23 protein-coding genes are annotated in these 26,418 nt (G+C 59.0%); 13 read left to right on the top strand and 10 right to left on the bottom strand.

The features are described 5' to 3' along the window. Positions 1–3: 3 nt before the first annotated feature. The 6 genes from V3W39_RS04720 to hrpA form a co-directional block, all read right to left on the bottom strand. Positions 4–1,128, bottom strand: a complete 1,125-nt coding sequence (locus V3W39_RS04720; RefSeq protein WP_330212265.1) for a GNAT family N-acetyltransferase — start codon at positions 1,126–1,128, stop codon at positions 4–6. A 230-nt stretch (positions 1,129–1,358) separates the two neighbouring features. Further along, positions 1,359–2,693, bottom strand: a complete 1,335-nt coding sequence (locus V3W39_RS04725) for an OprO/OprP family phosphate-selective porin (protein WP_330212266.1) — start codon at positions 2,691–2,693, stop codon at positions 1,359–1,361. 339 nt (positions 2,694–3,032) lie between these two features. Beyond that, complete coding sequence (locus tag V3W39_RS04730; RefSeq protein ID WP_177044902.1) at positions 3,033–3,266, bottom strand: anti-sigma factor family protein; 234 nt, start codon at positions 3,264–3,266, stop codon at positions 3,033–3,035. After that, positions 3,260–3,874 carry an RNA polymerase sigma factor gene (locus V3W39_RS04735; RefSeq protein WP_177079502.1) on the bottom strand — a complete coding sequence of 205 codons (615 nt, stop codon included), beginning with the start codon at positions 3,872–3,874 and terminating at the stop codon, positions 3,260–3,262. The genes V3W39_RS04730 and V3W39_RS04735 overlap by 7 nt, the downstream gene beginning before the upstream one ends. Positions 3,875–3,899: 25 nt before the next feature. Continuing rightward, positions 3,900–5,021 (bottom strand): beta-ketoacyl-ACP synthase III, encoded by a 1,122-nt coding sequence (locus V3W39_RS04740; RefSeq protein ID WP_177044906.1) that lies wholly within the window; start codon positions 5,019–5,021, stop codon positions 3,900–3,902. 286 nt (positions 5,022–5,307) lie between these two features. Next, positions 5,308–9,219 (bottom strand): ATP-dependent RNA helicase HrpA, encoded by a 3,912-nt coding sequence (gene hrpA / locus V3W39_RS04745; RefSeq protein ID WP_259198032.1) that lies wholly within the window; start codon positions 9,217–9,219, stop codon positions 5,308–5,310. Between the two features lie 453 nt (positions 9,220–9,672). On the opposite strand from hrpA, the gene V3W39_RS04750 reads away from it, so the two are divergent. Beyond that, positions 9,673–11,397: a restriction endonuclease gene (locus V3W39_RS04750; RefSeq protein WP_330212267.1), complete on the top strand. Its 1,725-nt coding sequence runs from the start codon at positions 9,673–9,675 to the stop codon at positions 11,395–11,397. A gap of 33 nt (positions 11,398–11,430) precedes the next feature. On the opposite strand, the gene aceK is transcribed toward V3W39_RS04750, so the two are convergent. Next, on the bottom strand, positions 11,431–13,152 hold the full coding sequence (gene aceK / locus V3W39_RS04755; RefSeq protein ID WP_177044910.1) for a bifunctional isocitrate dehydrogenase kinase/phosphatase: 1,722 nt from the start codon (positions 13,150–13,152) through the stop codon (positions 11,431–11,433). A gap of 428 nt (positions 13,153–13,580) precedes the next feature. On the opposite strand from aceK, the gene V3W39_RS04760 reads away from it, so the two are divergent. Beyond that, positions 13,581–15,191: a methyl-accepting chemotaxis protein gene (locus V3W39_RS04760; protein WP_442968392.1), complete on the top strand. Its 1,611-nt coding sequence runs from the start codon at positions 13,581–13,583 to the stop codon at positions 15,189–15,191. Between the two features lie 73 nt (positions 15,192–15,264). Further along, positions 15,265–16,161: a DMT family transporter gene (locus V3W39_RS04765; protein ID WP_259198036.1), complete on the top strand. Its 897-nt coding sequence runs from the start codon at positions 15,265–15,267 to the stop codon at positions 16,159–16,161. A gap of 106 nt (positions 16,162–16,267) precedes the next feature. Here V3W39_RS04765 and V3W39_RS04770 read toward each other — a convergent pair whose 3' ends face one another. Beyond that, positions 16,268–17,128 (bottom strand): DMT family transporter, encoded by an 861-nt coding sequence (locus V3W39_RS04770; RefSeq protein ID WP_177113854.1) that lies wholly within the window; start codon positions 17,126–17,128, stop codon positions 16,268–16,270. Positions 17,129–17,557: 429 nt separating this feature from the next. On the opposite strand from V3W39_RS04770, the gene V3W39_RS04775 reads away from it, so the two are divergent. Both V3W39_RS04775 and V3W39_RS04780 read left to right on the top strand, forming a co-directional pair. Beyond that, positions 17,558–18,097: a hypothetical protein gene (locus tag V3W39_RS04775; RefSeq protein ID WP_177121713.1), complete on the top strand. Its 540-nt coding sequence runs from the start codon at positions 17,558–17,560 to the stop codon at positions 18,095–18,097. A 42-nt stretch (positions 18,098–18,139) separates the two neighbouring features. After that, the gene (locus V3W39_RS04780; protein WP_294735453.1) at positions 18,140–18,298 is read left to right on the top strand and encodes a hypothetical protein; all 159 of its coding nucleotides are present in this window, start codon (positions 18,140–18,142) and stop codon (positions 18,296–18,298) included. 55 nt (positions 18,299–18,353) lie between these two features. Here the strand turns inward: V3W39_RS04780 and V3W39_RS04785 are convergent, their stop codons facing one another. Next, the gene (locus V3W39_RS04785) at positions 18,354–19,292 is read right to left on the bottom strand and encodes an aspartyl/asparaginyl beta-hydroxylase domain-containing protein (RefSeq protein WP_017479171.1); all 939 of its coding nucleotides are present in this window, start codon (positions 19,290–19,292) and stop codon (positions 18,354–18,356) included. Between the two features lie 186 nt (positions 19,293–19,478). Continuing rightward, positions 19,479–20,453, bottom strand: coding sequence for a cysteine synthase A (cysK, locus tag V3W39_RS04790; RefSeq protein WP_010176514.1), 975 nt, complete (start codon positions 20,451–20,453; stop codon positions 19,479–19,481). Positions 20,454–20,576: 123 nt separating this feature from the next. Here cysK and V3W39_RS04795 point away from each other — a divergent pair, with 123 nt between their 5' ends. The 8 genes from V3W39_RS04795 (at position 20,577) to V3W39_RS04830 (ending at position 26,417) form a co-directional block, all read left to right on the top strand. After that, entirely contained in the window at positions 20,577–21,653 is a 1,077-nt protein-coding gene (locus tag V3W39_RS04795) for a DUF748 domain-containing protein (RefSeq protein WP_177044915.1), read from the top strand. 308 nt (positions 21,654–21,961) lie between these two features. Continuing rightward, entirely contained in the window at positions 21,962–22,207 is a 246-nt protein-coding gene (locus V3W39_RS04800) for a hypothetical protein (RefSeq protein WP_330212269.1), read from the top strand. Between the two features lie 584 nt (positions 22,208–22,791). Next, a complete protein-coding gene (locus V3W39_RS04805) occupies positions 22,792–23,427 on the top strand; it encodes a recombinase family protein (RefSeq protein WP_330212270.1) in 636 nt (211 codons plus the stop codon). 385 nt (positions 23,428–23,812) lie between these two features. Further along, entirely contained in the window at positions 23,813–24,208 is a 396-nt protein-coding gene (locus V3W39_RS04810; protein WP_330212271.1) for a hypothetical protein, read from the top strand. 51 nt (positions 24,209–24,259) lie between these two features. After that, entirely contained in the window at positions 24,260–25,054 is a 795-nt protein-coding gene (locus V3W39_RS04815) for a helix-turn-helix domain-containing protein (protein ID WP_330212272.1), read from the top strand. Between the two features lie 486 nt (positions 25,055–25,540). Next, positions 25,541–25,861 carry a hypothetical protein gene (locus V3W39_RS04820; RefSeq protein WP_330212273.1) on the top strand — a complete coding sequence of 107 codons (321 nt, stop codon included), beginning with the start codon at positions 25,541–25,543 and terminating at the stop codon, positions 25,859–25,861. Continuing rightward, positions 25,858–26,196 carry a hypothetical protein gene (locus V3W39_RS04825; protein WP_330212274.1) on the top strand — a complete coding sequence of 113 codons (339 nt, stop codon included), beginning with the start codon at positions 25,858–25,860 and terminating at the stop codon, positions 26,194–26,196. Before V3W39_RS04820 ends, V3W39_RS04825 begins: the two co-directional genes overlap by 4 nt. Then, positions 26,193–26,417, top strand: coding sequence for a hypothetical protein (locus tag V3W39_RS04830; protein WP_330212275.1), 225 nt, complete (start codon positions 26,193–26,195; stop codon positions 26,415–26,417). The genes V3W39_RS04825 and V3W39_RS04830 overlap by 4 nt, the downstream gene beginning before the upstream one ends. Position 26,418: the final 1 nt, after the last annotated feature.

Below are 26,418 nucleotides of genomic sequence, written 5' to 3' on the forward strand. Positions count from 1 at the left end.
GGTTCAGCCCTGCCGGTAAGGCAGGGCTGTTCTCGCCTCTTCGGCATACGCCAGAATCCCCACGCTTTCGCGCTCCAGGAAATCCGCCACCGCCGCCTTCAATCCCGGATGCCGCAGGTAGTGCCAGGAATGGGTGATCACCGGCTCAAACCCGCGAATCAACTTGTGCTCGCCCTGAGCGCCGGCGTCGAAACGCTGCAAGCCATGGGCAATCGCATAGTCCATGCCTTGATAGAAACACGTCTCGAAATGCAGCCGGTCGAACTCCGCCAGGCAGCCCCAATAACGTCCATAAAAACTGTCGCCGCCGATCAGGCTGAAGGCCATGGCCACCGGCCGTGAACCTTGCTTGGCCAGCACCACGCGAATGGCCTCGGGCATGCGTTCGGCCAGCAGGCTGAAAAACGCCCGGGTCAGGTAGGGCGATTGTCGGCGCACGGCGTAGGTATTGGCGTAACAGGCATAGACAAAATCCCACTGCGCCTCGCTCAACTCATGGCCTTGCAACCACTCGAACTCGACGCCCTGCCCCGCCACCTGTTCGCGCTCCTTGCGCATCTGTTTGCGCTTGCGTGAACTCAGGGCGTCGAGGAAGTCCTGAAAGTCACGGTAACCGCGGTTCTGCCAATGAAACTGGCAACCCAGGCGCTGCAGCCAACCCGGCTGCTCAGCCAGTGCCGTGTCTGCCAAGGCATCGGTAAAGTTGATATGCGCGCTGGAAAGGCCTTCGATCTCCAGGTAACCGGGCAGGCTTTTAAGCAATTCGAAACCGTCCTGGGCGCTGGCCGCCAACAGGCGCGGACCGCTGACCGGACTGAAGGGCACGGCCGTCAGCAACTTCGGGTAGTACTCGATGCCCGCTCGCTCGCAGGCGTCGGCCCAACCGTGGTCGAACACATATTCGCCGTAGGAATGCCATTTGCGATAGCTGGGCAACGCGGCAATCAACCGGCCACCTTCGTAATGCAGCAAATGCTCGGGCTGCCAGCCGGAATGCGGGCCAATACTGGCACTGTCTTCCAGGGCACTGAGAAACGCATGGCGCAGAAACGGCTGATCGACGGGGACCAAAGCGTTCCATTCATCGGGCGCAATCTCGGACAGGTTATTCAAACGTTGTAACGGCATCCCATTCCCCGACGGTCACAGCTTTGTGTAGGAGCGAGCTTGCTCGCGATGGTCGTTAACGAAAACGCGACCATTCTGACAGAACGCGGTGGTCTCTGGTTCTTCGCGAGCAAGCTTGCTCCTACAAGGCTCGACCCAAAAAAAAGCCCCGCCAAACGGCAGGGCAAAACCAAATGAGGAGCGCTTTAACGGATGAAGAAAGAGCGCCTTGGAGCGGTGTTACAGGTTGCTTAGAACACGTATTGCACGCGGGCTACGATGGCGTCGCCGCTGTCGTCGCCATTGGCGTTCTGGATCTTGTCAGTGCTGACCTTGAGGTAGTTGGCAGATATCTTCACCGCTTCGTTGGCGTACCAGTTGACGCCGATGGTGTTCAGGCTGGCCTTGGCGTCGCCCACTTCACGGGTCGCGCTGTTACGCACCACGTTTTTGTCGTCAACGCTGATGTTGTCGTAGCGGTAGAACACTTCCCACGCACCGAATTGCTTGTTCTGCGGCTTGATGGTGTCGAACTTGGCGCCGTCGAGTTTGTAGACCCGGGACTCGCCGGTCAGGGTGTAGGCCACCTGACCGTAGAAACCTGTGGCCTTCACGTCCTGATAAGCGGCGCTGTCGGCCTTCATCTTGCGATTCAGGTATTCGGCCTGCACAGACAGCGGGCCACGGGCGAAGGCAAATTCACCACCGAACACCGTGTCGGTGTCGTAGGCATCGTTCGCGGTCAGGTTGCCGGAGTCCAGCCCCACGCCGCCGCCGAATGTCGCACGGTTGCCGTTGGCGCCGGCATCGTTGCCGCCGTTGGTGGCAACGCCGCGAGCGTCCAGGCGAGGACGAATTCGTGAGTCGAACGAGGTGTCCTTCAGGTCACGCACCGCTACGTCCACACCCAGGTGCAAGACGTTGCCGCTGTCGTGCATCGGCGCAAACACGGCACGGGCGTTGAACTGCTTCACGCCTTTGCCGTTCTTGTCGTTGATGTCCTTGGACGACACGCCGGAGGACAGGTAGGCCATGTCGGCCACCACGGCACTGACTTGCAGCCCCATGCCGTTTTCATGGGAGTTGACCCAGTCGGCGACTTCATAACCCAGGTTACGCTCGATGGCGGTCACCCACTTGGAGCTGGTGGCTTTTTCCAGGCCAAAGTCCTGGTCGAAACGACCCGCGCGAATCACCACCGGCTTGAAGCCTACGTACGAGAAGGACGCTTCGTCGAAGTAGCCATCGTCGGCGTTACCGGAGTTGTGGGAGAAATCGTAGTTGATCTGGTATTTCCAATCCTTGTACACCGTGCCGCCCAATTCGAGGTAGGCGCGACGGAAGTACGTCGCGTCGGCCGAGTTGCCGTTCTTGGTGTAAAAGCCATCAAAGGTGCCGTAATCAGCCTGCAAGCGACCACCCAGCTTGAAGCTGAAATTCTGGTCGGTAGTTGCAACCTCAAGGCCGCCCTTGGTTTTGACAACGATATCGGCACCGTCAGTAGTGACAGTACCGGCGAAAGCCTGGGCGGTGACAGCCAGGGCCAGGACGCTGACCGCGAAACCGGCGAAGTGCTTACGGATCATCGAAGAATTCCCCTAATTGATGGTCTTGTGCATTGGCAAAACACGCGGTTTAGAGCCGCTCGTGTTGGGTGGCGATCTTGGCGAGGGGATATTTCAGGTGGGTTGCTGGAACATAAAGATTTTGTTACTCGGGAACTTTTTAATAGCCAATCGAAATAAGCCAAAGGCCCCATACATCAAGGCTTCAGAGCAATAAAATGGTGAAAATGTCAGATGTTGCAAAATGTAAAAACACCCGAGAAAAATGAAATATTTTTCATGTTGATTATTTTTTGAGCAAAAAAAAGCCCGCATCTTTTACCGATGCGGGCTTCGTTTCAGTGTGAAAAGTGACGGGTATTACTGGTCGCGGGAACGCTCGGCGGCCAGGCGTTCGGCCAACGCATCAATATCGGCGATTGGCGGCTCGGGCAGGATCTTCAGCGTCGCCTGCATCAAGCGCATCTGCCGGATAAAGCGCCGGCAGTTGGGGCAGAACATCAGGTGATGGCGCACCAGCAGACGTTCGCGAAAGGTCAGTTGCCCATCGAGAAAGTCACTGGAACGCGCCACTTGTTCCTTACAGGTCAACATTCGCCGGTTTCCTCAAAATGCTCCACCGTGGCGAAGACTTTAAGCCGTGCTCGATGCAGCAGCACACGAACATTGGAGAGCGATAGTGTCAGAAGATTACAAATCTCTTCCAATTCCAGGCCCTGACGCTCCCGCAGCAGCAACACACTGCCTTGCAGCTCGGAAAGACTGGCCAGGGTGTGCTCCAGGCATTCGCGCAGTTCGTCTTCGGTAAGCAGCGCTTCGGGTGTGTCCTGGTGCCAGGCAAACGGCGCGACGGCCCAGTGACCGTCATCCGGCACAAAGCGATCATCGCCGATGGTGCCGTGGGGTGACGGCAGGTCATCGAGCAGCACTTCCCGGCGATTTTGCTTGTAGCGGCCCTTGGCCGAGTTGGCCGTGATGGTCAGCAGCCAGGTCTTGAGGCTGGAGCGCCCCTCGAACTTTGCCAGGTTGCGCACTACCGAGAGCCAGGCGTCCTGCACCACTTCATCGGCATGGCGCTGGCCGACGATGGCATAGGCCACGGCGCGCATGGCGCTCTGGTAGGTGGTGACCATTTCCTTGTAGGCCCGCTGCTCGCCCTTGAGCAATCGTTCAAGCAGGTGCGCGTCGTCCGCTGCTGCCATTCAAGACCTCGATTTCAAAACATGATCAGCGTTTGCGCAGAATCACGCTACCAATCGAATACCCAGCGCCAAACGAGCTGAGCACGGCCACAGCCCCCTTGGGCAAGTCGTCCTGATAGGTGTGAAACGCAATCACCGAACCGGCCGAGCTGGTGTTGGCGTAAGTATCGAGGATCACCGGCGCTTCTTCCACCGAAGCCTCGCGGCCCAGCAGTTTCTTGACGATCAGGTGGTTCATGCTGAGATTGGCCTGATGCAGCCAGAAACGCTTCACATCGCCCACATTCAGCTGGTTTTCCGTCAGGTGCTTGCCGATCAACTCGGCGACCATCGGGCAGACATCACGGAAGACTTTGCGGCCTTCTTGCACGAACAGCTTGTCTGGAGCACCGATGCCCTCTTCCGCCGCGCGGTTGAGGAAACCGAAGTTATTGCGGATGTTGTTGGAGAACTTGGTCAGCAGCTTGGTGCTCACTACGTCGAATTGATGCTTCGATGTAGCAAGGTCCGCGCGCTCCAGAATCACCGCAGTGGCCGCGTCACCGAAGATGAAGTGGCTGTCACGGTCACGGAAGTTCAGGTGACCGGTGCAGATCTCCGGGTTGACCATCAGGATCGCCCGGGCCTGGCCGAGCTGGATGCTGTTGGCGGCGTTCTGGATGCCGAAAGTCGCCGACGAGCACGCCACGTTCATGTCAAAGCCGAAACCCTGGATGCCCAGCGCTTCCTGGACTTCGATGGCAATCGCCGGGTACGCCCGCTGCAGGTTGGAACAGGCGACGATCACGCCATCGATGTCGGCGGCGGTCTTGCCGGCACGCTGCAAGGCTTGCTCGGCAGCACCCACGGCCATCTGGCAGAGGATCGACCACTCGTCGTTGGAACGCTCGGGCAGGCGCGGTGCCATGCGCTGCGGGTCGAGAATGCCAGCCTTGTCCATGACAAAGCGGCTCTTGATGCCCGAGGCCTTTTCGATGAAGGCGGCGCTGGATTCGGTCAGGGCCTGAACCTCACCGCGTTCGATGGCGGCGGCGTTATCCAGGTTGAACTGTTGCACGTAAGCATTGAAAGACTGCACCAGCTCTTCGTTGGAGATGCTGTTGGCCGGGGTGTACAGGCCTGTGCCGCTGATGACGACGTTATGCACGGTCGTTCCTCTAAATCTGTTCAGGCAGAAGGGTATTGGTACCGTCGTACCAAACCGTAAGTAGTTTTATGCCGCCCAGCGGCCTTCAAACTGGAAACGCTTTATTCCATCGCGCCACGGCTGCACCAGCCCAACTCGACGATCCCGGCATTTATAACCGCGAAGTTTGCCACAACATCGAGAACTTGGCGCCCTGTCCCGGACAAACACCTTTACCCCTGTGGCGAGCGACTGTGGCTTGCTCGCTCACCACAGTCGCTCGCCACAGTTGCTTGCCGCACGTCGGTCATGCTTCGACCAGGCTCCATTGTTTACTCAAACGCTTGTCGGAAATCGGCACCTTGGTACCCAACTGCTGGGCGAACAACGACACCCGATATTCCTCCAACCACCAGCGATAGAGCTCCAACTGAGGGTCGCGCTTGCCTTCCTGGGCGTGTTTGTTCAGGCGGTTCTGATACTGGCTCCACAGGCCGCCCAGTTCGGTACTCCAGACCCGATCCTTCTGCACCTGGCTCGGCAATTTCTCCAGGCGCAGTTCGATGGCCTTGAGGAAACGCGGCAGCTCCTTGAACCACTGAGCCGGGGTTTCCCGCACGAAACCGGGATACACCAGGTTGCTCAGTTGTTGCTTGATATCGTTCAGGGCCACGGCCTGGGCCAGGTCAATCTTGCCTTTGAAGCGTTTTTGCAGGCCATGCCACAGCTTCAGGATTTCGAGGGTCAAGCGTGCCTGGCGCTCGGCATGCTCGGTCCAGCTGCCGCGCTTGCGCTCGGCCAGGGCGGCCAGGCCTGCGCCGTCTCGCGGCAGGCTGGCCTCGCCTTCCAGCACGCAGCTGTCGAGGCTGGCCAGCAGAATGTCTTCCACCAGGGCTTCGATACGCCCCAGCTCGCGGTACATCAGCCCCAACTCGGTAAGGCCGGGCAACTTGCCCCGCAGGAATTTTGCCGGTTCGGCCAATTGCTGCAACAGCAAGCGCTGCAATGCCCGACGGTGCTGGAACTCGGCCTCGGCGGCGGTGGAGAAACGCCCTTCCTTGACCGTGCCACTTTCTTCTACCAATGCCGGATAAACCGTCATCGACAGCCCGGCGATGTTTTGCTGGGTTTTCTCGGCCACCGCCGCGAACACCTTGGCCTCCACCGGCTGCTGGCTTTTCGCAGTCTGCGGCACGGCCAACGCCGCCTGGCTGGCTTCGGCAAAACGCGCGGTCAGCTCGGCCAGGTCGCGGCCTTCGCCGAGGAACTTGCCCTGGCCGTCGACCACTTCCAGGTTCATCTTCAGGTGGTTTTCCACCTGCTGCGCGGCCTCGGCCCAGGCTTCATCGCTGACCCGTGCCCCGGTCATGCGCAACAACTCACGCCCCAAGGCCTGGGGCAACGAACCTTGGCCGAACTCGATACGCTGCAACGCTGCCTTGACGAAATCCGGCACCGGCACGAAGTTCTTGCGCAGCGCTTTCGGCAGGTTACGCACCAGGGCAATGCACTTGGCCTCGATCACACCCGGCACCAGCCACTCCAGGCGCTCGGGAGGCAACGCCGGCAACAGTGGCGCCGGCACGCGCAAGGTCACACCGTCCCGCGGGTGATTGGGCTCGAAGTGATAACTCAAGGCCAGGGCCAGGTCCCCCAGGTGCAAGGTGTCGGGGTAATGGGCGGCGGTGACTTCACTGGCCTCGCGGGCCAGCACATCCTCCTCGCGCATGATCAACAGTTGCGGGTCTTTCTGGCTGTTGACCTTGTACCAGCTGTCGAAGGTCGCGGTCTGGTGAATCTCCGCCGGCAAGCGCGCGTCGTAGAACGCGTACAGGGTTTCTTCGTCCGCCAGGATGTCGCGCCGGCGGGCCTTGGCTTCCAGCTCGTCGAGCTGCTCCAGCAGTTGCTGGTTGGCCGTCAGGCAGCGGGCCCGGGACTGAATCTCGCCGCGCACCAGGCCTTCGCGGATAAACAGTTCGCGGGACGTCACCGGATCAATCGGCCCGTAGTGCACCGGCCGGCGACCGACGATGATCAACCCGAACAGGGTGATCTGCTCAAACGCCACCACCTGGCCGCGCTTCTTCTCCCAATGGGGTTCGAAGTGGTTTTTCTTGATCAGGTGCCCGGCCAACGGCTCGATCCAGTCGGCATCGATCTTGGCCACCATCCGCGCATACAGCTTGGTGGTCTCCACCAGTTCGGCGGTCATCAGCCATTGCGGGCGCTTCTTGCCGATGCCCGACGAAGGGTGAATCCAGAAACGCCGCTGACGCGCGCCGAGGTAATCGCCCTCTTCGGTCTTCTGGCCAATCTGGCTGAGCAGGCCGGACAGCACGGCTTTGTGCAGTTTCGGGAAGTCTGCTGGCTCTTTGTTGACGGTCAGCTGCATGTCGCGGCAGATCAGGCTCAACTGGCGGTGGGAATCACGCCATTCCCGCAGGCGCAGGTAATTCAGGAAATTCTTGCGGCACCAGTTACGCAGCGGGCTGGCGGTCAGCTCCTGGCGCTGTTCTTCAAAGCCGCGCCACAGATTCACCAGCCCGGCGAAATCGGAGTCGGCATCTTTCCACTGTGCGTGAGCCTGGTCGGCGGCCTGCTGGCGCTCCGGCGGGCGCTCGCGCGGATCCTGGATCGACATCGCACTGGCGACGATCAGCACTTCCTGCAAGCTGCCAAGCTTGGCGGCTTCCAGCAACATGCGGCCCATGCGCGGGTCCACCGGCAAGCGCGCCAGCTGGCGGCCCATCGGCGTCAGTTGGCTGTTGCGGTCGACGGCCGACAATTCTTGCAGCAGGTTGAAACCGTCGCTGATGGCCTTGCCATCCGGCGGCTCGATAAACGGGAAGTCGGTGATCTCGCCCAGACGCAGGTGCAACATCTGCAGGATCACCGCCGCGAGGTTGGTACGCAGAATCTCGGGGTCGGTAAATTCCGGGCGCCCGATAAAGTCTTCTTCGCTGTACAGGCGCACGCAGATGCCCGGCTCAACCCGCCCGCACCGGCCTTTACGCTGGTTGGCGCTGGCCTGGGAAATCGCCTCGATCGGCAAACGCTGGACCTTGGCCCGGTAGCTGTAGCGGCTGATGCGCGCGGTGCCGCTGTCGATCACATAGCGAATGCCCGGCACGGTCAGCGAGGTTTCCGCGACGTTGGTCGCCAGCACCACGCGGCGGCCCGGGTGGGACTGGAAGATCCGCTGCTGCTCGGCCGGCGACAGGCGCGCATACAGCGGCAGGATTTCGGTGTGCTTGAGCTGGGCCTTGCGCAGCATGTCGGCGGCATCGCGAATCTCGCGCTCGCCGGGCAGGAACACCAGCACATCGCCAGGGCTCTTGCGCTCGCTGCGTTCAAAGGCGGCGATCTCATCGAGGGTGGCAAGAATCGCCTGGTCGACGGTCAGGTCATCCTCGACACGGTTGCCTTCCTCATCCTGCTCCAGGGTCAGCGGGCGGTACCAGGTTTCCACCGGGAAGGTGCGGCCCGACACCTCGACAATCGGCGCATCGTCGAAGTGCTTGGAAAAGCGCTCCAGGTCGATGGTGGCCGAGGTGATGATGACTTTGAGGTCCGGGCGCCGTGGCAGCAGGGTTTTCAGGTAACCCAGCAGGAAGTCGATGTTCAGGCTGCGTTCATGGGCCTCGTCGACGATGATCGTGTCGTAGCGTTCGAGGTAGCGGTCATTCTGGGTTTCGGCCAGCAGGATACCGTCGGTCATCAGCTTGATCAGGGTGTTGGAGTCACTCTGATCCTCAAACCGCACCTGATAACCCACCAGCGACCCCAGCGGCGTCGCCAACTCTTCGGCAACCCGGCTGGCCACGCTGCGCGCCGCAATCCGCCGTGGCTGGGTGTGGCCGATCAGGCCGTATTGGCCACGGCCGATTTCCAGGCAGATTTTCGGCAACTGCGTGGTTTTACCCGAACCGGTCTCACCGGCAATGATCAGCACCTGATGCTTGAGCAGCGCCTCTTTGATCTCATCGCGCTTGGCGGCAATCGGCAGGCTGTCGTCGTAACGAATCACCGGCAGGCTGGCACGCCGCGCCGTCACCTGGGCACAGGAGGCCTGCATCCGCGTCACCCACTGCGCAAGTTTTTCCTCATCGGGTTTCTTGCGCAGCTCAAGCAGCTGCCGCCGCAAGCGGTGGCGGTCGGCGAGCATGGCGTGATCGAGGTTTTTCAGCAGTTGGTCGATAGCGGGCGCTTGGTCAGTCATCAGATACGCAAAGGTCTTCTTAGTGAGGCAGGTGGGCCTGCGGTGACGTGATCGGCAAAATTCAGGGCCGCGATTGTCGCAGATTTCGGCGAACAAGGACGAGTCTGTCGCCGAATGCTCTTTCCTACGTCGTTGGTAAATAGATCACACGTCCCACTCAGAACAATCTTTACAGTTCAAATAGCGAGAGTCGTTCTAATGGGGCGTTGATGATCGCAGCCTTTGCGATACACAACGCCAGGGAGAAGTTCTTTATGCCCGCGGATGGGGCCTTTTTGAAAGAGGATTATCCTGATGCTGATCGGAAAGACACTGCATGACCCGCAGCCCCAAAGAGCCAATACCCTAACCCTCACATCACCCACAACGGGCAACCAGGCCGTCACCAACGCCGACAAACCACTTGATCCTCACCGGGTGCGCGACCTGACCTTTGTCGGTGTCGGCAGCAGCGTGGCCTATCTGGCCAACGAACTGAACGGGCGATTTTCCGCAGGTGACCAACAGCAACCCCTGCGGGGCAAAGTGAGCATTATCGGCCAGGAAGACCCTTGGTCGGCATCTGTTCGCGGCCAAGGCTACATCAATCACCAACATGAAATCATCGACCAGTGGGGCCCCAAGGCTCCCGCCTACAACCCCGGATACGCGGATCGGGCCGAGTTTGCAGCGAGTAACCAGCAGCAGCTGGATCGGGCACAAGCGCTTGGGGCAGAACACCTGCCGACACAGGTCAGCAGCATTCGCCAGCTGAAAAACGGCACCTATCAAATTCAGCTGGACAACGGCCAGACGTTAGACAGCCGCCAAGTCGTGCTCGGCATGGGCGCCGGGCCGCACACTCGCTTATGGAACAACGACGGCCCCCAGACATTGGCAGAAAAACGCCTGGATAACATCCAGCTGCACCAGCAGGAGGCCCTGCGCGGCAAGGTATTGGACCTGGACGAGTTCATGCGGGAAACCGACAGCCATCCTGAAAAATTCGCGGGTAAACACGTGGTAGTGCACGGCCCCAACGCCGGCATTGATGCGGTCGAGCGCGCGGGAGAACTGGGGGCCCATGTTGATTGGCTGATTCGGAGCACCCGACCGGTGCTGCTCGACGGTCATCAGCTGAAATTTGCGCCAGAGGTGGCGAACAACCACCTGGTCTCGGTGGATGCACTGGACATCCACCCGGCTACCACGCCTGGAGGTGCCCCTTTACGGCTGAGCTACAGTGCTCCCGGCGATAACCCACAGGCAACGCGCAAAACCCTGGACGCCGATTACTACGTGTACGCCCTGGGTCAGGATATCAATAAACCTGGAAGCGCCGGCGCAATACTGGGAGCCCTGCAGGGGACACTGGAACCAATCTACGACTACGATCAGATTTATAGCGACCAGCCCTACAAGACCGTCCTGGGCCTGCAAACACGCGGTAGCGACAGCAGTAACGGCCTGCTCATTGTCGGTGCCGCCGTGGCGCAACTGGCGGGGAATGTTCAGCACAGTTATCTGGACCATGCCGCCGAGCGTATTTTCCAGCAACTGGAGCACCTTCCTGGCGAACAGGCCGAGCGGTTGTCGCAGTTGATCTTGCAAGGCGCCAGCGCGACAGACATTCAGCAATACCAGCAGGCGTGGGCCGCAACCACGGTCTTCGCACCGGCAATGCAGGTATTGAAGCATCAGGTGACGGACTACCTGGCGGCCCGGGCTTATTTCCAACAGCAGGCGCTGGAGAAAAAAGGCCCACGTGGCGTTGCGGCAGAAGTGGAAAACCAGACATCGAGCCAGGTACCGTCGGTGGTCGTATCCCCTCAATTGGGCACGGTGAAGGCCTCAACGGCCGCCCTGTCGGGGCTCATGCCCGCCTATGTGGCCAAGGGTGAGAATAACTTTACGGCGGATGATCGCACCATGCTGCGTGCCGGAATCGCCGATCGATACCCGAATATCGACAATGCCGGCGCCACTGATTTCATTAATGAAGTGATCAACTTGCGCCACCTTGGCAGCCAGGCCTTTATTGAAAAGGCCATGGCCGAGGGAGCAAACACGCCTCCCGTGCACGCGCCCGTCGTGGGTGTACCGGCGCAGGTCAGGGAAGGCTATGAAGCACACCTGAAAGCCTTGAACGAGGGGGCCGATACCCCGCCGTTAAGTCGTCAGTGGCAGCCGCCTGCATAACAGGAGCTCAAGGGCAATGTTCCGCCCGTTGCCCTATTCGTTATCCAGCCCCTTGCGCCGGTAAGGAAACACATCGATCACCTTGCCGGCGCGAATCGCCTCTTGCAGGCTTTTCCAATAGTCGGCGTTGTACAACTCGCCATGCAGTTCATCGAATAGCCTGCGCTGGCCGGAATCGGCAAACAGGAACGGCGGGAATTCCTCCGGGAACACATCCAGCGGGCCGATGGAGTACCAGGGCTCGGAGGCCATTTCATCTTCGGGGGTGCGCGGCGCCGGGATATGCCGGAAGTTGGCCTCGGTCAGGAAGCATATTTCGTCGTAGTCGTAGAACACCACGCGGCCGTGACGGGTGACGCCAAAATTCTTCAGCAGCATGTCGCCGGGGAAAATATTCGCCGCCGCCAGTTGTTTGATCGCCAGGCCGTAGTCTTCCAGCGCTTCGCGCACCTGAGCTTCGTTGGCGTTTTCCAGGTAGAGGTTGAGCGGAGTCATGCGCCGCTCGGTCCAGCAGTGGCGGATCAGCACGGTATCGCCTTCCACCTCGACAGTGCCGGCGGCGACTTCAAGCAGCTCAGCCAGGCATTCGGGCTCGAACTTGCTCAGCGGAAAACGGAAGTCGGCGAACTCCTGGGTGTCAGCCATGCGCCCTACCCGGTCGACACTTTTCACCAGCCGGTACTTCTCGATCACGGTGGCGCGGTTGACGTTTTTCGACGGCGAAAACCGGTCCTTGATGATCTTGAACACGGTATTGAAGCCCGGCAGGGTAAACACGCTCATGACCATGCCGCGCACGCCCGGCGCCATGATGAACTGGTCGTCGGTGGTGGCGAGGTGGTTGATCAGCGCCCGGTAGAACTCGGATTTGCCGTGCTTGTAGAAGCCGATGGAGGTGTACAGCTCGGCAATGTGCTTGCCCGGCAGGATGCGCTTGAGGAAGCCGATAAACTCGGCCGGTACCGGCACATCCACCATGAAATAGGAACGGGTGAACGAGAAGATGATCGACACATCGGCCTCGTCGGTGATCAGTGCATCGATCTGGATACCGCGGCCTTCCCGGTGCAGCAGCGGAATCACCAGCGGCCATTGCTCATCGCGGGTGTAGATACGCCCTACGAGGTACGCGCCTTTGTTGCGGTACAACACCGAGGAAAACAGTTCGACGTTGAGGTCCGGGTCTTTGCACACCCAGTCCGGCAGGTTTTCCCGCAGTTGCGCTTCCAGGCGGCGCAGGTCAGCGGGCAGGTCGGCGTAAGGCTCGCTGAAGCGGTAGTCGGTGAACATCTGTTCCAGCATGCCCGCCAGCTTGCCGCCGGGCTTGTAGGTGCGGGTTTGCGCAGCACGGGCGCGACGCAGGCTGGGCCGGGTGGTATGAATGAACATGCAGCCGTCACTGATCAGGTCATGGCTGAACAGGCCGCAGAACGTCGAGTTGTACCAGGTCTCGGACAGCTCATCGTCAAACCGCAGGTCGATCAGGCTGATGTAGGCGCTTTTCACCAGCGGCCAGAGGCCAATGTCGAGTAATACGGCCTCATCAAAGGCTTCCCGCAACCGCGCCGTGACTTCGCTGACCTTGTCTTCATACAGATTGATGCGTGCAGCCGAAGCCGCCTGCCCTTGCTGCCACTGCGCCTTTTCGAAACGTTCCCGGGCGCCGTCGGTGATCTGGCGGAAGTGCTCGCGGTAGTCGTCGAAGCCGTCGAGGATCATCTGCGCAATGTCGAGGGCTGGCGTTTGCTGCGGCATTTGGGAAACCTCTGCGGGCATCTGGAGTGAGCTGAGCTTAGCCAGTGTACGAGAACAGGAGAAGGGTCATTTTTCATACAGCCTTGTACAAGATTGTTCATTTCGTACATTTATTTACTGTTTATTTAATTCGACCAATCGGTCAGTAAAAGCATCAATCAGTCACTCTTTCGCCATTAAACGTTTCACCTGCAGGCCTTGAGCGGCGTGCCTTGCCCGCGAGCGCCCGGGTAAATGAGAGTTTTTGCTCTACCGCGCCTGGCCTCCGTTACCAAGCGAGCATTGGATCCAACGTAAGGGAAACCCTGATTACAAGAGTGATGGCTCTTTGCTATATAGCGCGCCCTCTCCCACCCTAACAAGGTCAGAAGACCGATCCGGGAACAGGTTCTAATCGCCCAAGGAGCATTGAGATGTCATTGAGGAATATGGGGATCGGTCTGCGTGCCAGTCTGAGTTTTGGGGTTTTGGCCAGTCTGTTGATCCTGGTCGGCCTGTTTGGCCTGGGCCAGATGGCCAAGCTGCGGGAAAGCGCGCTGATCATCGAAGAATCATGGATGCCGAGCATTGAGAACATCCACGACAGCGCCGCCTATGTCGCCAGCATCCGCCTGGAAGCGTTGCGCTTGCTGACCACTGATGAATCCAGAGTGCGGGACAACAGCAAAAACCTGATCACCCGCCAAGGCGCTGACCTTGAAGAATTGCTTAAGCGCCACGAAGCCCTGCTGAACAACGAGCAAGAACGCGACATGCTCAAGCAGTTGAAAGCCAACGTTGCGAGCTACATGACGATCGTCGCCCAGATGATTCAATTGGTCGACCAGGACCAACAGCAAAACGCCATGGACCTGCTCAACAGCCGCCTGGCGCCCCAGGGCACGGTCCTCAATAAAAGCCTGGAAGACATGATCACCTTCAACCAGAAAGGTGTGGAGGACGCAGCAGAATCAGCGGCCCGGATGTACACCAGCGCCCAGTGGGTAGTGGGCACCATTATCCTTACCGCCCTGCTGGCCACCTTGTTGCTGGCCTGGCTCCTGACCCGCAGCATCACCACGCCCATCGGCCAGGCACTGACAGTGGCCCGCACCATCGCGTCCGGCGACCTGAGCCGGCCGATCATCGTGGAGGGCAAGGATGAAGCGGCCCAACTGCTCACCGCCCTGGCCACCATGCAGGCCAACCTGCAGGAAACCATCCGTGGCATCAGCGAGTCCTCGCAACAGCTGGCATCGGCGGCGGAAGAGATGAGTTCGGTGATGGAACAGAGCACCCGTGGCCTGCAGGCGCAGAACGACGAGATCGAACAGGCGGCCACCGCCGTGACGCAGATGAGTGCGGCAGTCGACGAAGTGGCAGGCAATGCGGTGTCCAGCGCCGAAGCCTCAAAGGCCTCCGACGAAGACAGCAAGCACGGCCACTACCAGATCAGCGAAACCATCAGCTCGATCCAGAACCTGGTGGACGAAGTGCTCGGCGCCTCGACCAAGGCCGAAGGCCTGGCGGCGCAGGCCCAGGACATCAGCAAGGTACTGGAAGTGATTCGCGGGATTGCCGGGCAGACCAACCTGCTGGCGCTCAATGCGGCCATTGAGGCGGCCCGCGCAGGCGAGGCCGGTCGTGGTTTTGCGGTGGTGGCGGACGAAGTGCGCTCCCTGGCACAACGCACCCAGGACTCCACCGAAGAAATCGAGCAGATGATCAACGGTATCCAGCAAGGTACCCAGGACACCGTCGGCGCCCTGAACAGCAGCGCCGAACACGCCGGCCAGACCTTGCAACGGGCCAATAGCGCCGGCAGCGCGCTGGAGAAAATCACCGCGGCGATCTCGCAGATCAGCCAGCGCAACCTGGTGATCGCCAGTGCCGCCGAGCAGCAGGCGTTGGTGGCCCGTGAAGTGGACCGCAGCCTGGTGAACATTCGGGATCTGTCGACACAAACCGCAGCCGGAGCCACCCAGACCTCGGCGGCCAGCCAGGAGCTGTCGCGGCTGGCGGTGGACCTCAATGGCTTGGTGACCCGTTTCGTGCTGTAAAAACATGTATTAGCGATTGTGTCAGGCAGGCCCGTGGGCAACACTTCCGCCCTTATCGAGTAGGAGTTTTTCCGTGAGACCTGTCGACACCCTGCACCTGTTGGTGCTGGCCGCTATCTGGGGCGCGAGTTTTCTGTTCATGCGGATTATCGCGCCGGAAATCGGCATCCTTCCTACTGCGTTTTTCCGGGTGTCGATTGCCGCCACCGGGCTGCTGGTGATCCTCGCCTTGATGCGGGTGAGTTGGGATTTCCAAGGCAAGTTCAAGACGGTGCTGTTGCTGGGCGTGATCAACTCGGGTATTCCCGCCACTATGTATTCGGTGGCGGCCCAAGTGCTGCCGGCCGGTTACTCGGCGATCTTCAATGCCACGACGCCTCTGATGGGCGTGATGATTGGCGGGCTGTTTTTCAGTGAGCGCTTGACCCCGTCAAAAATTGCCGGGGTGTGCCTGGGTTTGTTCGGTGTGGGCATCCTGACCCGCGCGGGGCCGGTGGCCTTCGATATGGAATTGCTGATGGGCGCGCTGGCGTGCCTGTTGGCGACCACCTGTTATGGCTTCGCGGGCTTTTTGGCGCGGCGCTGGCTCGATCAACGGGGCGGCCTGGACAGTCGCCTCGCGGCCTTGGGCAGTATGCTGGGGGCCACGCTGTTTCTGCTGCCGCTGTTTGCCTGGAGTGCCATCAGCCATCCACCGGTCAGTTGGGGCGGTTGGCCTGTGTGGTTGTCGCTGCTGGGATTGGGGCTGGTGTGTACGGCGTTTGCCTACATCCTGTACTTCCGCCTGCTGACGTCCATCGGCCCGGTGAAGTCGATGACCGTGACCTTCATGATTCCGCCGTTCGGGGTGTTGTGGGGCGCGTTGCTGCTGGATGAGCCGCTGTCCATGGCGCATCTGTATGGCGGGTTGTTGATTGCGGGGGCGTTGTGGCTGGTGCTTCGGCCAGGGAAATTGGCCAAATCCTTGTAGGAGCGAGCTTGCTAGCGAAAAACGAAAGATCAACGCGGGGGGTCAGGCTTCCCGCGTTATCGTTGACGTCCTTCGCGAGCAAGCTCGCTCCTACAGGGGGGGTTGATCAGCTCTTACGGAACACAAAAGCCAATCCGACAATGATCAAGCCCATCCCCAGCAAGCTCAGCATTGCCAGGCGGTTGCCGAAGATCAGGTAGTCCATCACCGCCGTCACTGCCGGCACCAGGTAGAACAGGCTGGTGACATTCACCAGATTGCCCCGGGCGATCAGCCGGTACAGCAACAGTGTCGCCAGCAGTGACACCACCAGCCCCATCCACAGCACCGGCACGAAAAAGCCGATGCTGTGTTCGAAGTGAAACGGCTGGAACGGCACAAACACCGAGCACAGGACCAAGCCGGCCAGGTACTGCACCGGCAGCGTACCCAACGGGTTATCGGTGATGCGTTTCTGCATGATCGAGCCGAAGGTCATGCTGGCCAGGGCCAGCAAGCCGAAGAGCATCCCCGCCAGGGACATACCGGACATGCCGATGCCCTGATACACCACCATGATCAACCCCGCCAACCCCAGCGCCAGGCCGAACATCCGGCTCCAGGAACGCCGGCGCTCCATCAACACCACGGTAAGGATAGGTTGCACGCCCATGATGGTCGCCATCATGCCCGGCGTCACTTTGAGGTCCAGGGCCAGCAGATAGAAAATCTGGTAAGCCCCCAACAGCACCAGGCCGGTGGCCGCCGCGTAGAGCATCGGCTTGCCGGGGCGTGGCAATTTCAGTTTGAGGACCGGCACCAGAATCACCAGCCCCGCCAGGGCGATGGCAAAACGGATCAGCAGAAATGCAAAGGGTGAGGCGTGGGCCAGGCCCCATTTGGAGAAAATTGCCCCGCTGCTCCACAGCAAGACAAACAGGCTCGTCGAGGCCGCCGCGGCCACGGATTGTTTCGAAAGAACAGACATGGATACCACCTGTGATCAGGCAAAAAGCCAACTCAGCAACAGCTGAAATTCAGTAGGTTTTTTTCAGGCGGGCACAGGGGAACAGCAATCAGCTGATCAGCCCGAAATGCCAACACCCGGCGGTGATACGACTGCGTACACCGGCGTGCTACTGACAGGTGGGGGGTAGTGACTGATCTGCGCAGGCTGCTGGTTCCCGCACGGCACGACCGCAGCGTTGACCGCTGAATCGACTACCGCTATGCGCAGGGAAGCTGGCATGTGCTGATCTTTTTTGAGGGGATGAATACGGTGTCTGAAAACACCAGTGGGCGACTATAACCAGCAGGGGACATGCTTTGCAATGAGTTTGCCAAAAGGCCAGTAAGGACAGGCGATGGGTGCATGCCTAGGCTGGAAAAACCAGCCCCCACAACCTCAAGAGAAAAAATGCCGCGACCACACACCTTTCTCAGGTACCAGTTGAATAGGTCAAAAGCCCGCAACTTTGCCAACGCAACACTAGCCCGATTGCCGACCAAATTGGAGCACGCAACCGACGGTATACCAAACCTCACGCACGTCCGATTTGAAGCAATAAATGGGGCTGCCCTGGATGCTTATCACACATGGGAGTCGCCCTGCTTTTCATGGGAAGAGGTCGTACAGTGGAAAGCGAAAGAGCTGATGTATTTCGACCTTTCAATCTGGTTGGATCGTGAACTCTGTGGACTGTGCTTTGCCAACCCGAACCACAGCCGGCTAAGGATGCGGATCGTCCGATTAGAGGCAAAACCAGGAGGTGGTCATTCACTGCGCGGTTACATTGCCCCGCTTGCATTGATGGCCGTCGAACATTACGTACGGATCGTTGGCAGCAACACCATCGAAATACAGGAGCCTTTACCGGGAGCAGTTCCAATCTATGAAAAACTGGGCTTTACATTCGATGCTTCCGGCAGGCTTGCAAAGGAAATAGGCAACGCTTAGGATTCTGAGCATCGATCAATTAATGATCAATTCGGAGACACCATGAAAGGTCTCGTTCAAAATAAAGCAACAAAAAACAAAAAATCAGCCCGTAGCCACGAACAGCTTACCGATGAGCTCCCGGCAATTGATCCACGCATACTTCGAGCTCTCCTTGAGGGAGTCGACGAGCCAGCAGGCGTATTGGCAGGCCGTAAATAATCCCCCATAAAAAAACCGCTCCAACAGAGCGGCTTTTTCGTTTCAGGCACTTGGATCAGCCAAACAACCAATACCCCAACGCCGTCAGCACCACCACTGCCAGCACCGGCCGCAGGATGCGATACGCCTTCGGATGCTTGCGCTTCCACTGCTTGACCACACCGCTGAAGCTGTCGCTGAAGCGCTTGCTCCAGGCATACGCCTGGTTGATCCCGCCAACGCGTTCGTCGTCCAGGTTCTGTGGCGCGGTAGCACGGCCCAGTTGGGCGCTGACCCAACGGTTGATGCGGGTCATCAGGCGGCTGCTCAGCGGGCGTTCGATGTCGCAGAACAGAATCACCCGGGTGTGCTCGGTTTCGTTCTTCACCCAATGCACGTAAGTTTCGTCGAACATCACGTCTTCACCGTCGCGCCAGGCGTATACCTGGCCGTCGACGAAGATGCGGCAGTCATCGGAGTTGGGCGTAGACAGCCCCAGGTGGTAACGCAGGGAACCGGCAAACGGGTCGCGGTGCGGGTTGAGGTGGCTGCCACCGGGCAACAGGGCAAACATCGCGCCCTTGACGTTGGGAATGCTGCTGACCAGGGCCACGGTTTTCGGGCACAGCAGTTCAGCCGACGGCAACGGTTTGTCGTACCACTTGAGGTAGAAACGCTTCCAGCCCTTCTTGAAGAACGAACCGAAACCGGCGTCATTGTTCTTCTCGGCGGCGCGGATGTAACCCTCGTCGAACAGGTGCATGGCCTCTTCGCGAATCACTTCCCAGTTGTCCTTGAGCACATCCAGCTCCGGGAACTTGCTGCGGTCCAGGTACGGCTTGGACGGCACGGCAGAGAAGATATACATCAAGGCGTTATACGGGGCGAACAGCGCCGAATGGTTGACGAACTGACGCAACATCGGCAAACGGGCCTTGCCACGCAAATGCACATACAGCGTGCTGCCGATAAACAGCAGCAACACCGACAGTTTGGCGGCCAAAGAAAAGGTCATGCAGCAACTCCTGGAAATAGGCGTCTGGCCATTAGCCTCCCGTTATCGGGAAACCAGACGTAGCAGCCGGCCATGATAAACACTCCGGGCCTCGGGAAAAACCCGCGCACTCCAACAATAAGCATCCTGCGGTGCGCGATGATGGGCCAATTATGCATAAGGCCCGTGCCATCGCGCTGATTTGAATCAAGCCTGGTTTTCCTGATCGGTAAACAAATCGGCGAACAGCATGCTCGACAGGTAGCGTTCACCGGAGTCCGGCAGCACCACGACGATGGTCTTGCCCTGCATTTCCGGCTTCTCTGCCAGGCGCACCGCCACGGCCATCGCCGCGCCACAAGAGATACCGCACAGAATCCCCTCCTCCTGCATCAGGCGCAAGGCCATGGCCTTGGACTCTTCGTCGCTGACCAGTTCGACCCGGTCGACCATCGACAGGTCGAGGTTTTTCGGCACAAAACCGGCGCCGATACCCTGGATCTTGTGGGGGCTGGGCTTGATCTCTTCACCGGCCAGCGCCTGGGTAATCACCGGCGAGCTGATGGGCTCCACCGCCACCGACAGAATCGGCTTGCCCTGGATGTTCTTGATGTAGCGCGACACCCCGGTGATGGTGCCGCCGGTGCCCACGCCCGCCACCAGCACGTCCACGGCGCCATCGGTGTCGTTCCAGATTTCCGGACCGGTGGTTTTCTCGTGGATCGCCGGGTTGGCCGGGTTTTCGAATTGGGCCGGCATGAAGTACTTGGCCGGGTCGCTGGCGAGGATTTCGCCGGCTTTTTCAATGGCGCCCTTCATGCCCTTGGCCGGCTCGGTCAACACCAGTTCGGCGCCGAGGGCCTTGAGCACCTTGCGGCGCTCGATGCTCATGGATGCGGGCATGGTCAGCAACAGTTTGTAACCACGGGCGGCGGCGACAAACGCCAGGCCGATCCCGGTGTTGCCGGACGTTGGCTCGACAATGGTCATGCCCGGCTTGAGTTTGCCGCTGCCTTCAGCGTCCCAGATCATGTTCGCGCCAATCCGGCACTTCACCGAATACCCCGGGTTACGCCCCTCAATCTTGGCCAGGATGGTCACGCCACGGGGGGCGATGCGGTTGATCTGAACCAGGGGCGTGTTACCGATGGAGTGCGCGTTGTCTGCAAAAATGCGGCTCATGACGGGTCCTTAAGGCAATTTCAGGAAGGCCCCAAGGGTATGCCTCGTGTTGCAACGCGTCCAGTCAAGCGAACGTCCGGCGGCGCCCGCAGTCAATCGCCTACACGGATGGAGAAAATTCCCATGAAACGTCGCTACAGTTGGCCGCTCTGGACCCTCGTCGGGGTCGTGGTACTGCTGGTCGTCCTGGATATCGCCCTGCCCTATCTGGTGCGCAATTACCTGAATGACAAACTCGCCGACATGGGCGATTACCGTGGCCAGGTCACCGACGTTGACCTCGCGTTATGGCGCGGGGCCTATCGAATCAACGGTTTGCAGATCGTCAAGGTCGACGGCAAGGTGCCGGTACCGTTCGTCAAGGCGCCGGTGATAGACCTGTCGGTCAGTTGGCACTCGCTGTGGTACGACCACGCAGTAGTGGCCGAGGCACAGTTCATCAAGCCGGAGCTGAACTTCGTCGATGGTGGCACCAACAAACAGGCGTCCCAGACCGGTCAGGGCACCGACTGGCGGGCGCAACTGGGCAAACTGTTGCCAATCACCCTCAACGAGGTGCGCATCGACGACGGAAAGATCGCCTTCCATAACTTCAGCTCGAAACCGCCGGTCAATCTATACGCCACCCAAGTCAACGCCAGCTTCTACAACCTGACCAATGTGGTGGATGTAAAAGGCCAGCGCGACGCGCGCTTCGACGGCAAGGCGCTGTTCCTGGGCCAGGCACCGTTGGAAGCCACCGCCACGTTCGACCCCTTGAGCAATTTCGAAAACTTCGAATTCCGTTTCCGGGCCAAGGATATCGAGCTCAAACGCATGAATGACTTCGCCTCGGCCTACGGCAAGTTCGACTTCAATGCCGGCACCGGCGACCTGGTGGTGGAGGCCCAGGCCGAAAAAGCCCAATTGACGGGCTACATCAAGCCCTTGCTGCGCAACGTCGAGGTGTTCAACTGGCAACAGGACGTGGAGAACAAGGACAAGGGCATCTTCCGTTCGATCTGGGAGGCAGTGGTGGGCGCCAGCGAGACCGTGCTGAAAAACCAGAACAAAAACCAGTTTGCCACCCGCGTGGAGCTGAGCGGCAACGTACACCAGCAAGATATCAGCGCGTTCCAGGCGTTTTTGCAGATTTTGCGCAATGGTTTTGTCCAGGCCTTCAACGCCCGTTATGAACAGCCCAAGCCCTCGACAGATTGATATTCAACGTGACTGCCCATTCAGAGACTGGACAAGAGATTTCGTTTTGGACCAATGAATACGGGCACTTCGGCGGTGATCCGTTCAAATGGGCACATCGTGTGGGCGGAGCATGTGCCCCACTGTTTACGGGCCAATGACTCAACGCAACAAAGCGCAACAGTTCTGGACTGGGTGGTGAGTACTGGCAAATTGCCCTTTCAAACTTGAAGCGGCATACTCTAACGCCTCGACTTAAGTAAGGGTTCTATCTACTCGGCTTGCGTCGTTTTTTTAGTTCTATTCAACCGTTTGGCAAAAGGAAAGCCATGTCAATCCCAACGATGATCTGTTCGCATGTATCAGTCTTGAAAGAATACCTTTCAAAATTCATGACCAACCTAGAGGCCAAACCCAATGGCCAATTAATGTATAGTTTCACTGACGGATTAGTTTTGAACGTCTATGAAACAACAGGAAAAGTAGTCTTCCAAGGTACTGCCCCTGGCGGTGGTATAGCGAATCAAATTGCAGCAATGATCAATCAAATAAACGCTCCGGTACCACAAGCTTAAACTTTGTGACGGTACGCCTACGCGCAGTATTCAACACAGGCGTCGCTGTTTGACTGACTGGAGCATTCCCTGCGGCCCTGGATTATGAGTGCATGAGCGACCTAAATTCGCTCTATTCGTATGAAGGGGCCTCTCTGATCCCATCACGTCGCCTTCCCCCGTAGGCCCTCTGTAGCACGCCAGTGGTTCCAAGCGCCGGGGGGGTTCCCTGCGTCTCCAGCGATATAGACGACCTTGAGAGGTGTCGCAATGTGGCGATGAGCTAGCAAGGAGTAGTTATGCCTACGAGATATCGTGATGCGGTGACTGGGGAATACATTACTGAGGGTGAAGCGAAGCGCAATCCTAGAGAGTCGGTGAAAGAAACTGATAAGCCCAAGCCTAAGTCTCCTCCACCTAAGAAGAGGAAGTAAGGCGCGTGACGGGGCTAGATGGCTAGCCGCGCTCGTCACCATGTAGCGAATTAGGTATACCTCAAGCACTACCGCTTGTCGGGTCGAATGATCCGTAGCGTTATTGCAGCTTGACCACTTCAATCGCTACACTCATCATCGCTACACCCAAACCGCTACAGAGACTTCGCCATGATAATCCGTGCCTACCTCCGCGCTTCCACCAACGAGCAAGACGCTACCCGTGCAAAAGATCAGTTGAGGGCATTCGCCGCTGAGAACGGTCAACGAGTTGTGTCGTGGTATGTTGAGAACGAAAGTGGTAGCACGCTACAACGCCCTGAGTTGTTCCGACTGCTGGATGACTGCGAAGCGGGGGACATCCTCCTGATTGAGCAGGTAGACCGCCTCTCACGCTTGAATGAGGTTGATTGGCAAAAGCTGCGTGCAGAACTCAAAGCCAAGGGCGTATTGGTTGTGGCACTAGACCTGCCAACCTCGCACCAGTCGATGCGGGCTGGCCGCAAGGGTGATGACTTCACCACGCGCATGCTCACCGCCATCAATGACATGCTGCTGGACATGCTCGCCGCTGTCGCTCGCAAGGACTACGAGGACCGCCGCCGCCGTCAAGCACAGGGCATCGAGAAGGCAAAGGCGGATGGCGCATATAAAGGACGCACAACTAACGAGGCGCTGCACTCGCGCATCGCTGGGCTTTTGAAGGAAGGTAAGTCGATTCGCAAAGTTGCGGACCTGCTGGAGTGCAGTACAAACACTGTGCAGCGGGTTCGCCAGATGCAGGCAGTGGTGCCCGCAGAAGCATAAGCAGCGCACTTGCGTGGGAGGTGCAATGCCTCCCGAGCAGTGGCAAATGGTGTTTGGGCATTACTTTTTAAATGTCACATACTCCGGTAAGAATGCTAGCGAATTCAATTGGTCCCGTTGGGCACCCGAGATTCAGCAGGGCAACCCGCAATTGATCCCGCTTCACTGTGCCGCCTAGCTCTCTGCTGAATATGCGCACCCGGCCGCAAATCCCCATTCCTGATACACGCCCCAGCAAACACGCTGTGAGCCCGTGAGGCGCTGCCTGAGCCGCCTTAACCCTCTCGACAAGCAACCTCAATGATCCGTAGAACCCGCAGCCCACAAGGCTATGCGGGGTTTCTGTGCATCTTGAGATTAGCTATCTCATCCTGGAGATTTACCAATGACCAGACCGACCTTCGGGACTGATCCAACCTGGCATCGCCAGGAGAAATACAAGCGCTATCACGGCGACAACGGGGCCAAACCACGGGCCAAGATGGCCGTTGTACAGGCGCTAAGGACACTTAACAACACGCATGGATTCGTCCCGGTTGGGATGATCCTCAAGCAAGACCCCGCACTGACCCGCCCCTCGGTCCACCGTGTGCTGCTGGAGCTGGAGCGCGAAGCGTGCCTAGTCACCCGTGGGCAACCATTCCAACAACACATTCGGCAGTACTGCCTGGGCACGATTGCGCATCACCAGCGACTTGTGGTTCTGCCACCCGACGACCTGCGATCAGCCACTGAGGCAGAGCGCCGACTGCATTACCTGCACCTGGAACTCCAGGGCTGAGGCCGTTGCACTCGCAACTTAAACGCACCCGTCTTACATGGATGAACATTAATGACCAGCAAGTTAGAACAATTGCGGGCTATGCCTGCGCAGGATATGACAACAGCACCGAAGGTCTACGCATGGGAACAACAAGACGGCATGACCGTTAGTGTTGTGTGCCGCGCTGTCGGAATAGCTGTAAGCACACCTGTACTTGATAAGGCCGAAGCATTTAAAAAGAAACACGGCACCCTGGAAGGCTGGAGCCCAGCGCAGGCAACTAATGTCGGAGTGCTAATCAAGAAGGCGGTAACAGCCGCAATGAAAGAGGCGGGTGTAGAGCCGCACCAGTTGCCACAGCACGTAGTTGAACTCATCTACAGCGACAGCCTGGACCGTATCGGACAAGGCGCCCGCCCTTCGGTAAGCCAACAGATCAATGCGCACAGTGTATCTATGCCGCGCCCCACACAGTGGGCATCCGCTATCCGTGGTCGCAAGACTGACTCCCGGAACAAAGCTGCCTTGTCCAAACTAGAGGATCATCCAGTTATGCAAACCATCACCCGCTCAGGGACCGACGTTGCTGGCATCCACAACGGCACCATGTCCCACAGCATCAAGAAGATTGGCGAAGCCTTCACCCTGGCGCAGCGTGTGGCCCAGCTTGAGGACGCTCTTGCAGCCGTTGTACAGCATCAGCAGCAGCAAGACGCTCGACTGGCAAGGCTGGAGGCAGGCGACACCTGGAAGGCTGTAGCGGAGCGCATGCGCAGTGAGGGCGCTGGCTATGGCGCTATCGCCAAACTGACGGGCCGCAGCAAGTCCACGATCAGCTCCTACCTGACTCGAAAGAAAGATTGATAGGTATTTATACCTCTAGCAAAAGGGTACGCATATGGGTACGCGTACCCCACGCCTTGGTCAATAACAAACAATGAGAAGCCCTATGCAACTGACACTAAACGAGCTGCTGGTTGCCTGCGAGCTGCCACCATCCGAGCAACACAACACCGACGATCACGAACCCCGCCGCGCCCTAGATGCTGAGCCTGGGGCCATGTACAAAGCAGCGGTTGCCCTGGCTAATGGAGGTGATGGTGGGGCGGCAGGCCAGCGGCTCGCCCTGCGCGCTAACGCCCGTTACCGAGACGCAACCGCCCTAGGCCAGCGGCGTGGATTGAACGTGGCTGAGAGAGCCTCACAAGACCTCACAGGGCGCAAGGCCCGTGGCCGTTTGCGGGACTGATTAACGCTGCATTCCCGGCCTAAATTCGCGCCACTTATCCGAATGAACTTTGACCTTCCTGCACTTGCGGGAGAGCCAACCCTGCACGAAGGAGTCATCCAGTGAAGCACTACATACGTAACGAAAAACATGTCGGCTTGTTCAAGCAACGTGGCCGACCACCACTCCATCGCATTCGCTGTATGCACACCATCCAGTCGATGTTGGCGGCTGGTGAGCCCATCACTGTCGGCGGTGTGCATAAGCGCATCAGCGTCGGTGCGCCAGCTCAGACCTACACGGTAATGAATTATTTCCTGACCGCTGGCCTTACAGCCGCTCCGTTGGTTGGCGCTCCGCATATCAACCGCTTCGAGATTGCATGCCCTGCTACCTGGGCAGCGACGATCCGCGAACTTACTGAAATTGAGAAATTGTTATGACTGAACAAAATACCGAGACAACCCGCCGTCGCCGTAAACGTAAGCCCCTGGATGTCCACGCCGAGGGGCTGGCGCTGCTGGCTGAGACACTGGCCGCGTCCCGCAAGAAGTTGGAGTGGTGCGCCGAGAACGACTACCCCGTCGATGCTGCCCAGGTAAGCGCCAACGTCTCGCTACTGAAATTGCTGGAGACGATGCGGCACGTCGATGACGACGACAAGGACAAAGAGACCGCCGCCCTGGTAGCTGGCTTCCATGCCAAGACTGCCGAACGTGCCGCCCGTCCCACCGCTGCCCCGACCAAGGAAGACCTGCTATCGGAGTACGGCTTGTGATCGACGACCGCAGCACCTCACAGCTCAACGTCGACCGCATCTATGCCGACATGCAGGCGAAGGCCGCGAGGGCCACTGACGACGCCCGGCTGGGTCGGCTGGCCGCGCTAGCCTCCAGCGCCTCAATGCAGTCCCTGGACAGCACACCGGCCTCCGGATTCCTCAACTTCCGCACTGACACGGACGTGGTCCCCACTTCTAGCGGCATCAAAGTCCCTTAGC

The organism is Pseudomonas sp. Z18(2022), from assembly GCF_036346535.1.
GTDB classification, from domain to species: Bacteria; Pseudomonadota; Gammaproteobacteria; order Pseudomonadales; family Pseudomonadaceae; genus Aquipseudomonas; species Aquipseudomonas yamanorum_A.

Coding starts and splice junctions, on each gene's coding strand:
- V3W39_RS04720 (WP_330212265.1), bottom strand. CDS start 1,128: ATGCCGTTACAACGTTTGAATAACCTGTCCGAGATTGCGCCCGATGAA.
- V3W39_RS04725 (WP_330212266.1), bottom strand. CDS start 2,693: ATGATCCGTAAGCACTTCGCCGGTTTCGCGGTCAGCGTCCTGGCCCTG.
- V3W39_RS04730 (WP_177044902.1), bottom strand. CDS start 3,266: ATGTTGACCTGTAAGGAACAAGTGGCGCGTTCCAGTGACTTTCTCGAT.
- V3W39_RS04735 (WP_177079502.1), bottom strand. CDS start 3,874: ATGGCAGCAGCGGACGACGCGCACCTGCTTGAACGATTGCTCAAGGGC.
- hrpA (WP_259198032.1), bottom strand. CDS start 9,219: ATGACTGACCAAGCGCCCGCTATCGACCAACTGCTGAAAAACCTCGAT.
- aceK (WP_177044910.1), bottom strand. CDS start 13,152: ATGCCGCAGCAAACGCCAGCCCTCGACATTGCGCAGATGATCCTCGAC.
- V3W39_RS04760 (WP_442968392.1), top strand. CDS start 13,581: ATGGGGATCGGTCTGCGTGCCAGTCTGAGTTTTGGGGTTTTGGCCAGT.
- V3W39_RS04770 (WP_177113854.1), bottom strand. CDS start 17,128: ATGTCTGTTCTTTCGAAACAATCCGTGGCCGCGGCGGCCTCGACGAGC.
- V3W39_RS04775 (WP_177121713.1), top strand. CDS start 17,558: ATGCCGCGACCACACACCTTTCTCAGGTACCAGTTGAATAGGTCAAAA.
- V3W39_RS04780 (WP_294735453.1), top strand. CDS start 18,140: ATGAAAGGTCTCGTTCAAAATAAAGCAACAAAAAACAAAAAATCAGCC.
- V3W39_RS04785 (WP_017479171.1), bottom strand. CDS start 19,292: ATGACCTTTTCTTTGGCCGCCAAACTGTCGGTGTTGCTGCTGTTTATC.
- cysK (WP_010176514.1), bottom strand. CDS start 20,453: ATGAGCCGCATTTTTGCAGACAACGCGCACTCCATCGGTAACACGCCC.
- V3W39_RS04795 (WP_177044915.1), top strand. CDS start 20,577: ATGAAACGTCGCTACAGTTGGCCGCTCTGGACCCTCGTCGGGGTCGTG.
- V3W39_RS04800 (WP_330212269.1), top strand. CDS start 21,962: ATGTCAATCCCAACGATGATCTGTTCGCATGTATCAGTCTTGAAAGAA.
- V3W39_RS04805 (WP_330212270.1), top strand. CDS start 22,792: ATGATAATCCGTGCCTACCTCCGCGCTTCCACCAACGAGCAAGACGCT.
- V3W39_RS04810 (WP_330212271.1), top strand. CDS start 23,813: ATGACCAGACCGACCTTCGGGACTGATCCAACCTGGCATCGCCAGGAG.
- V3W39_RS04815 (WP_330212272.1), top strand. CDS start 24,260: ATGACCAGCAAGTTAGAACAATTGCGGGCTATGCCTGCGCAGGATATG.
- V3W39_RS04825 (WP_330212274.1), top strand. CDS start 25,858: ATGACTGAACAAAATACCGAGACAACCCGCCGTCGCCGTAAACGTAAG.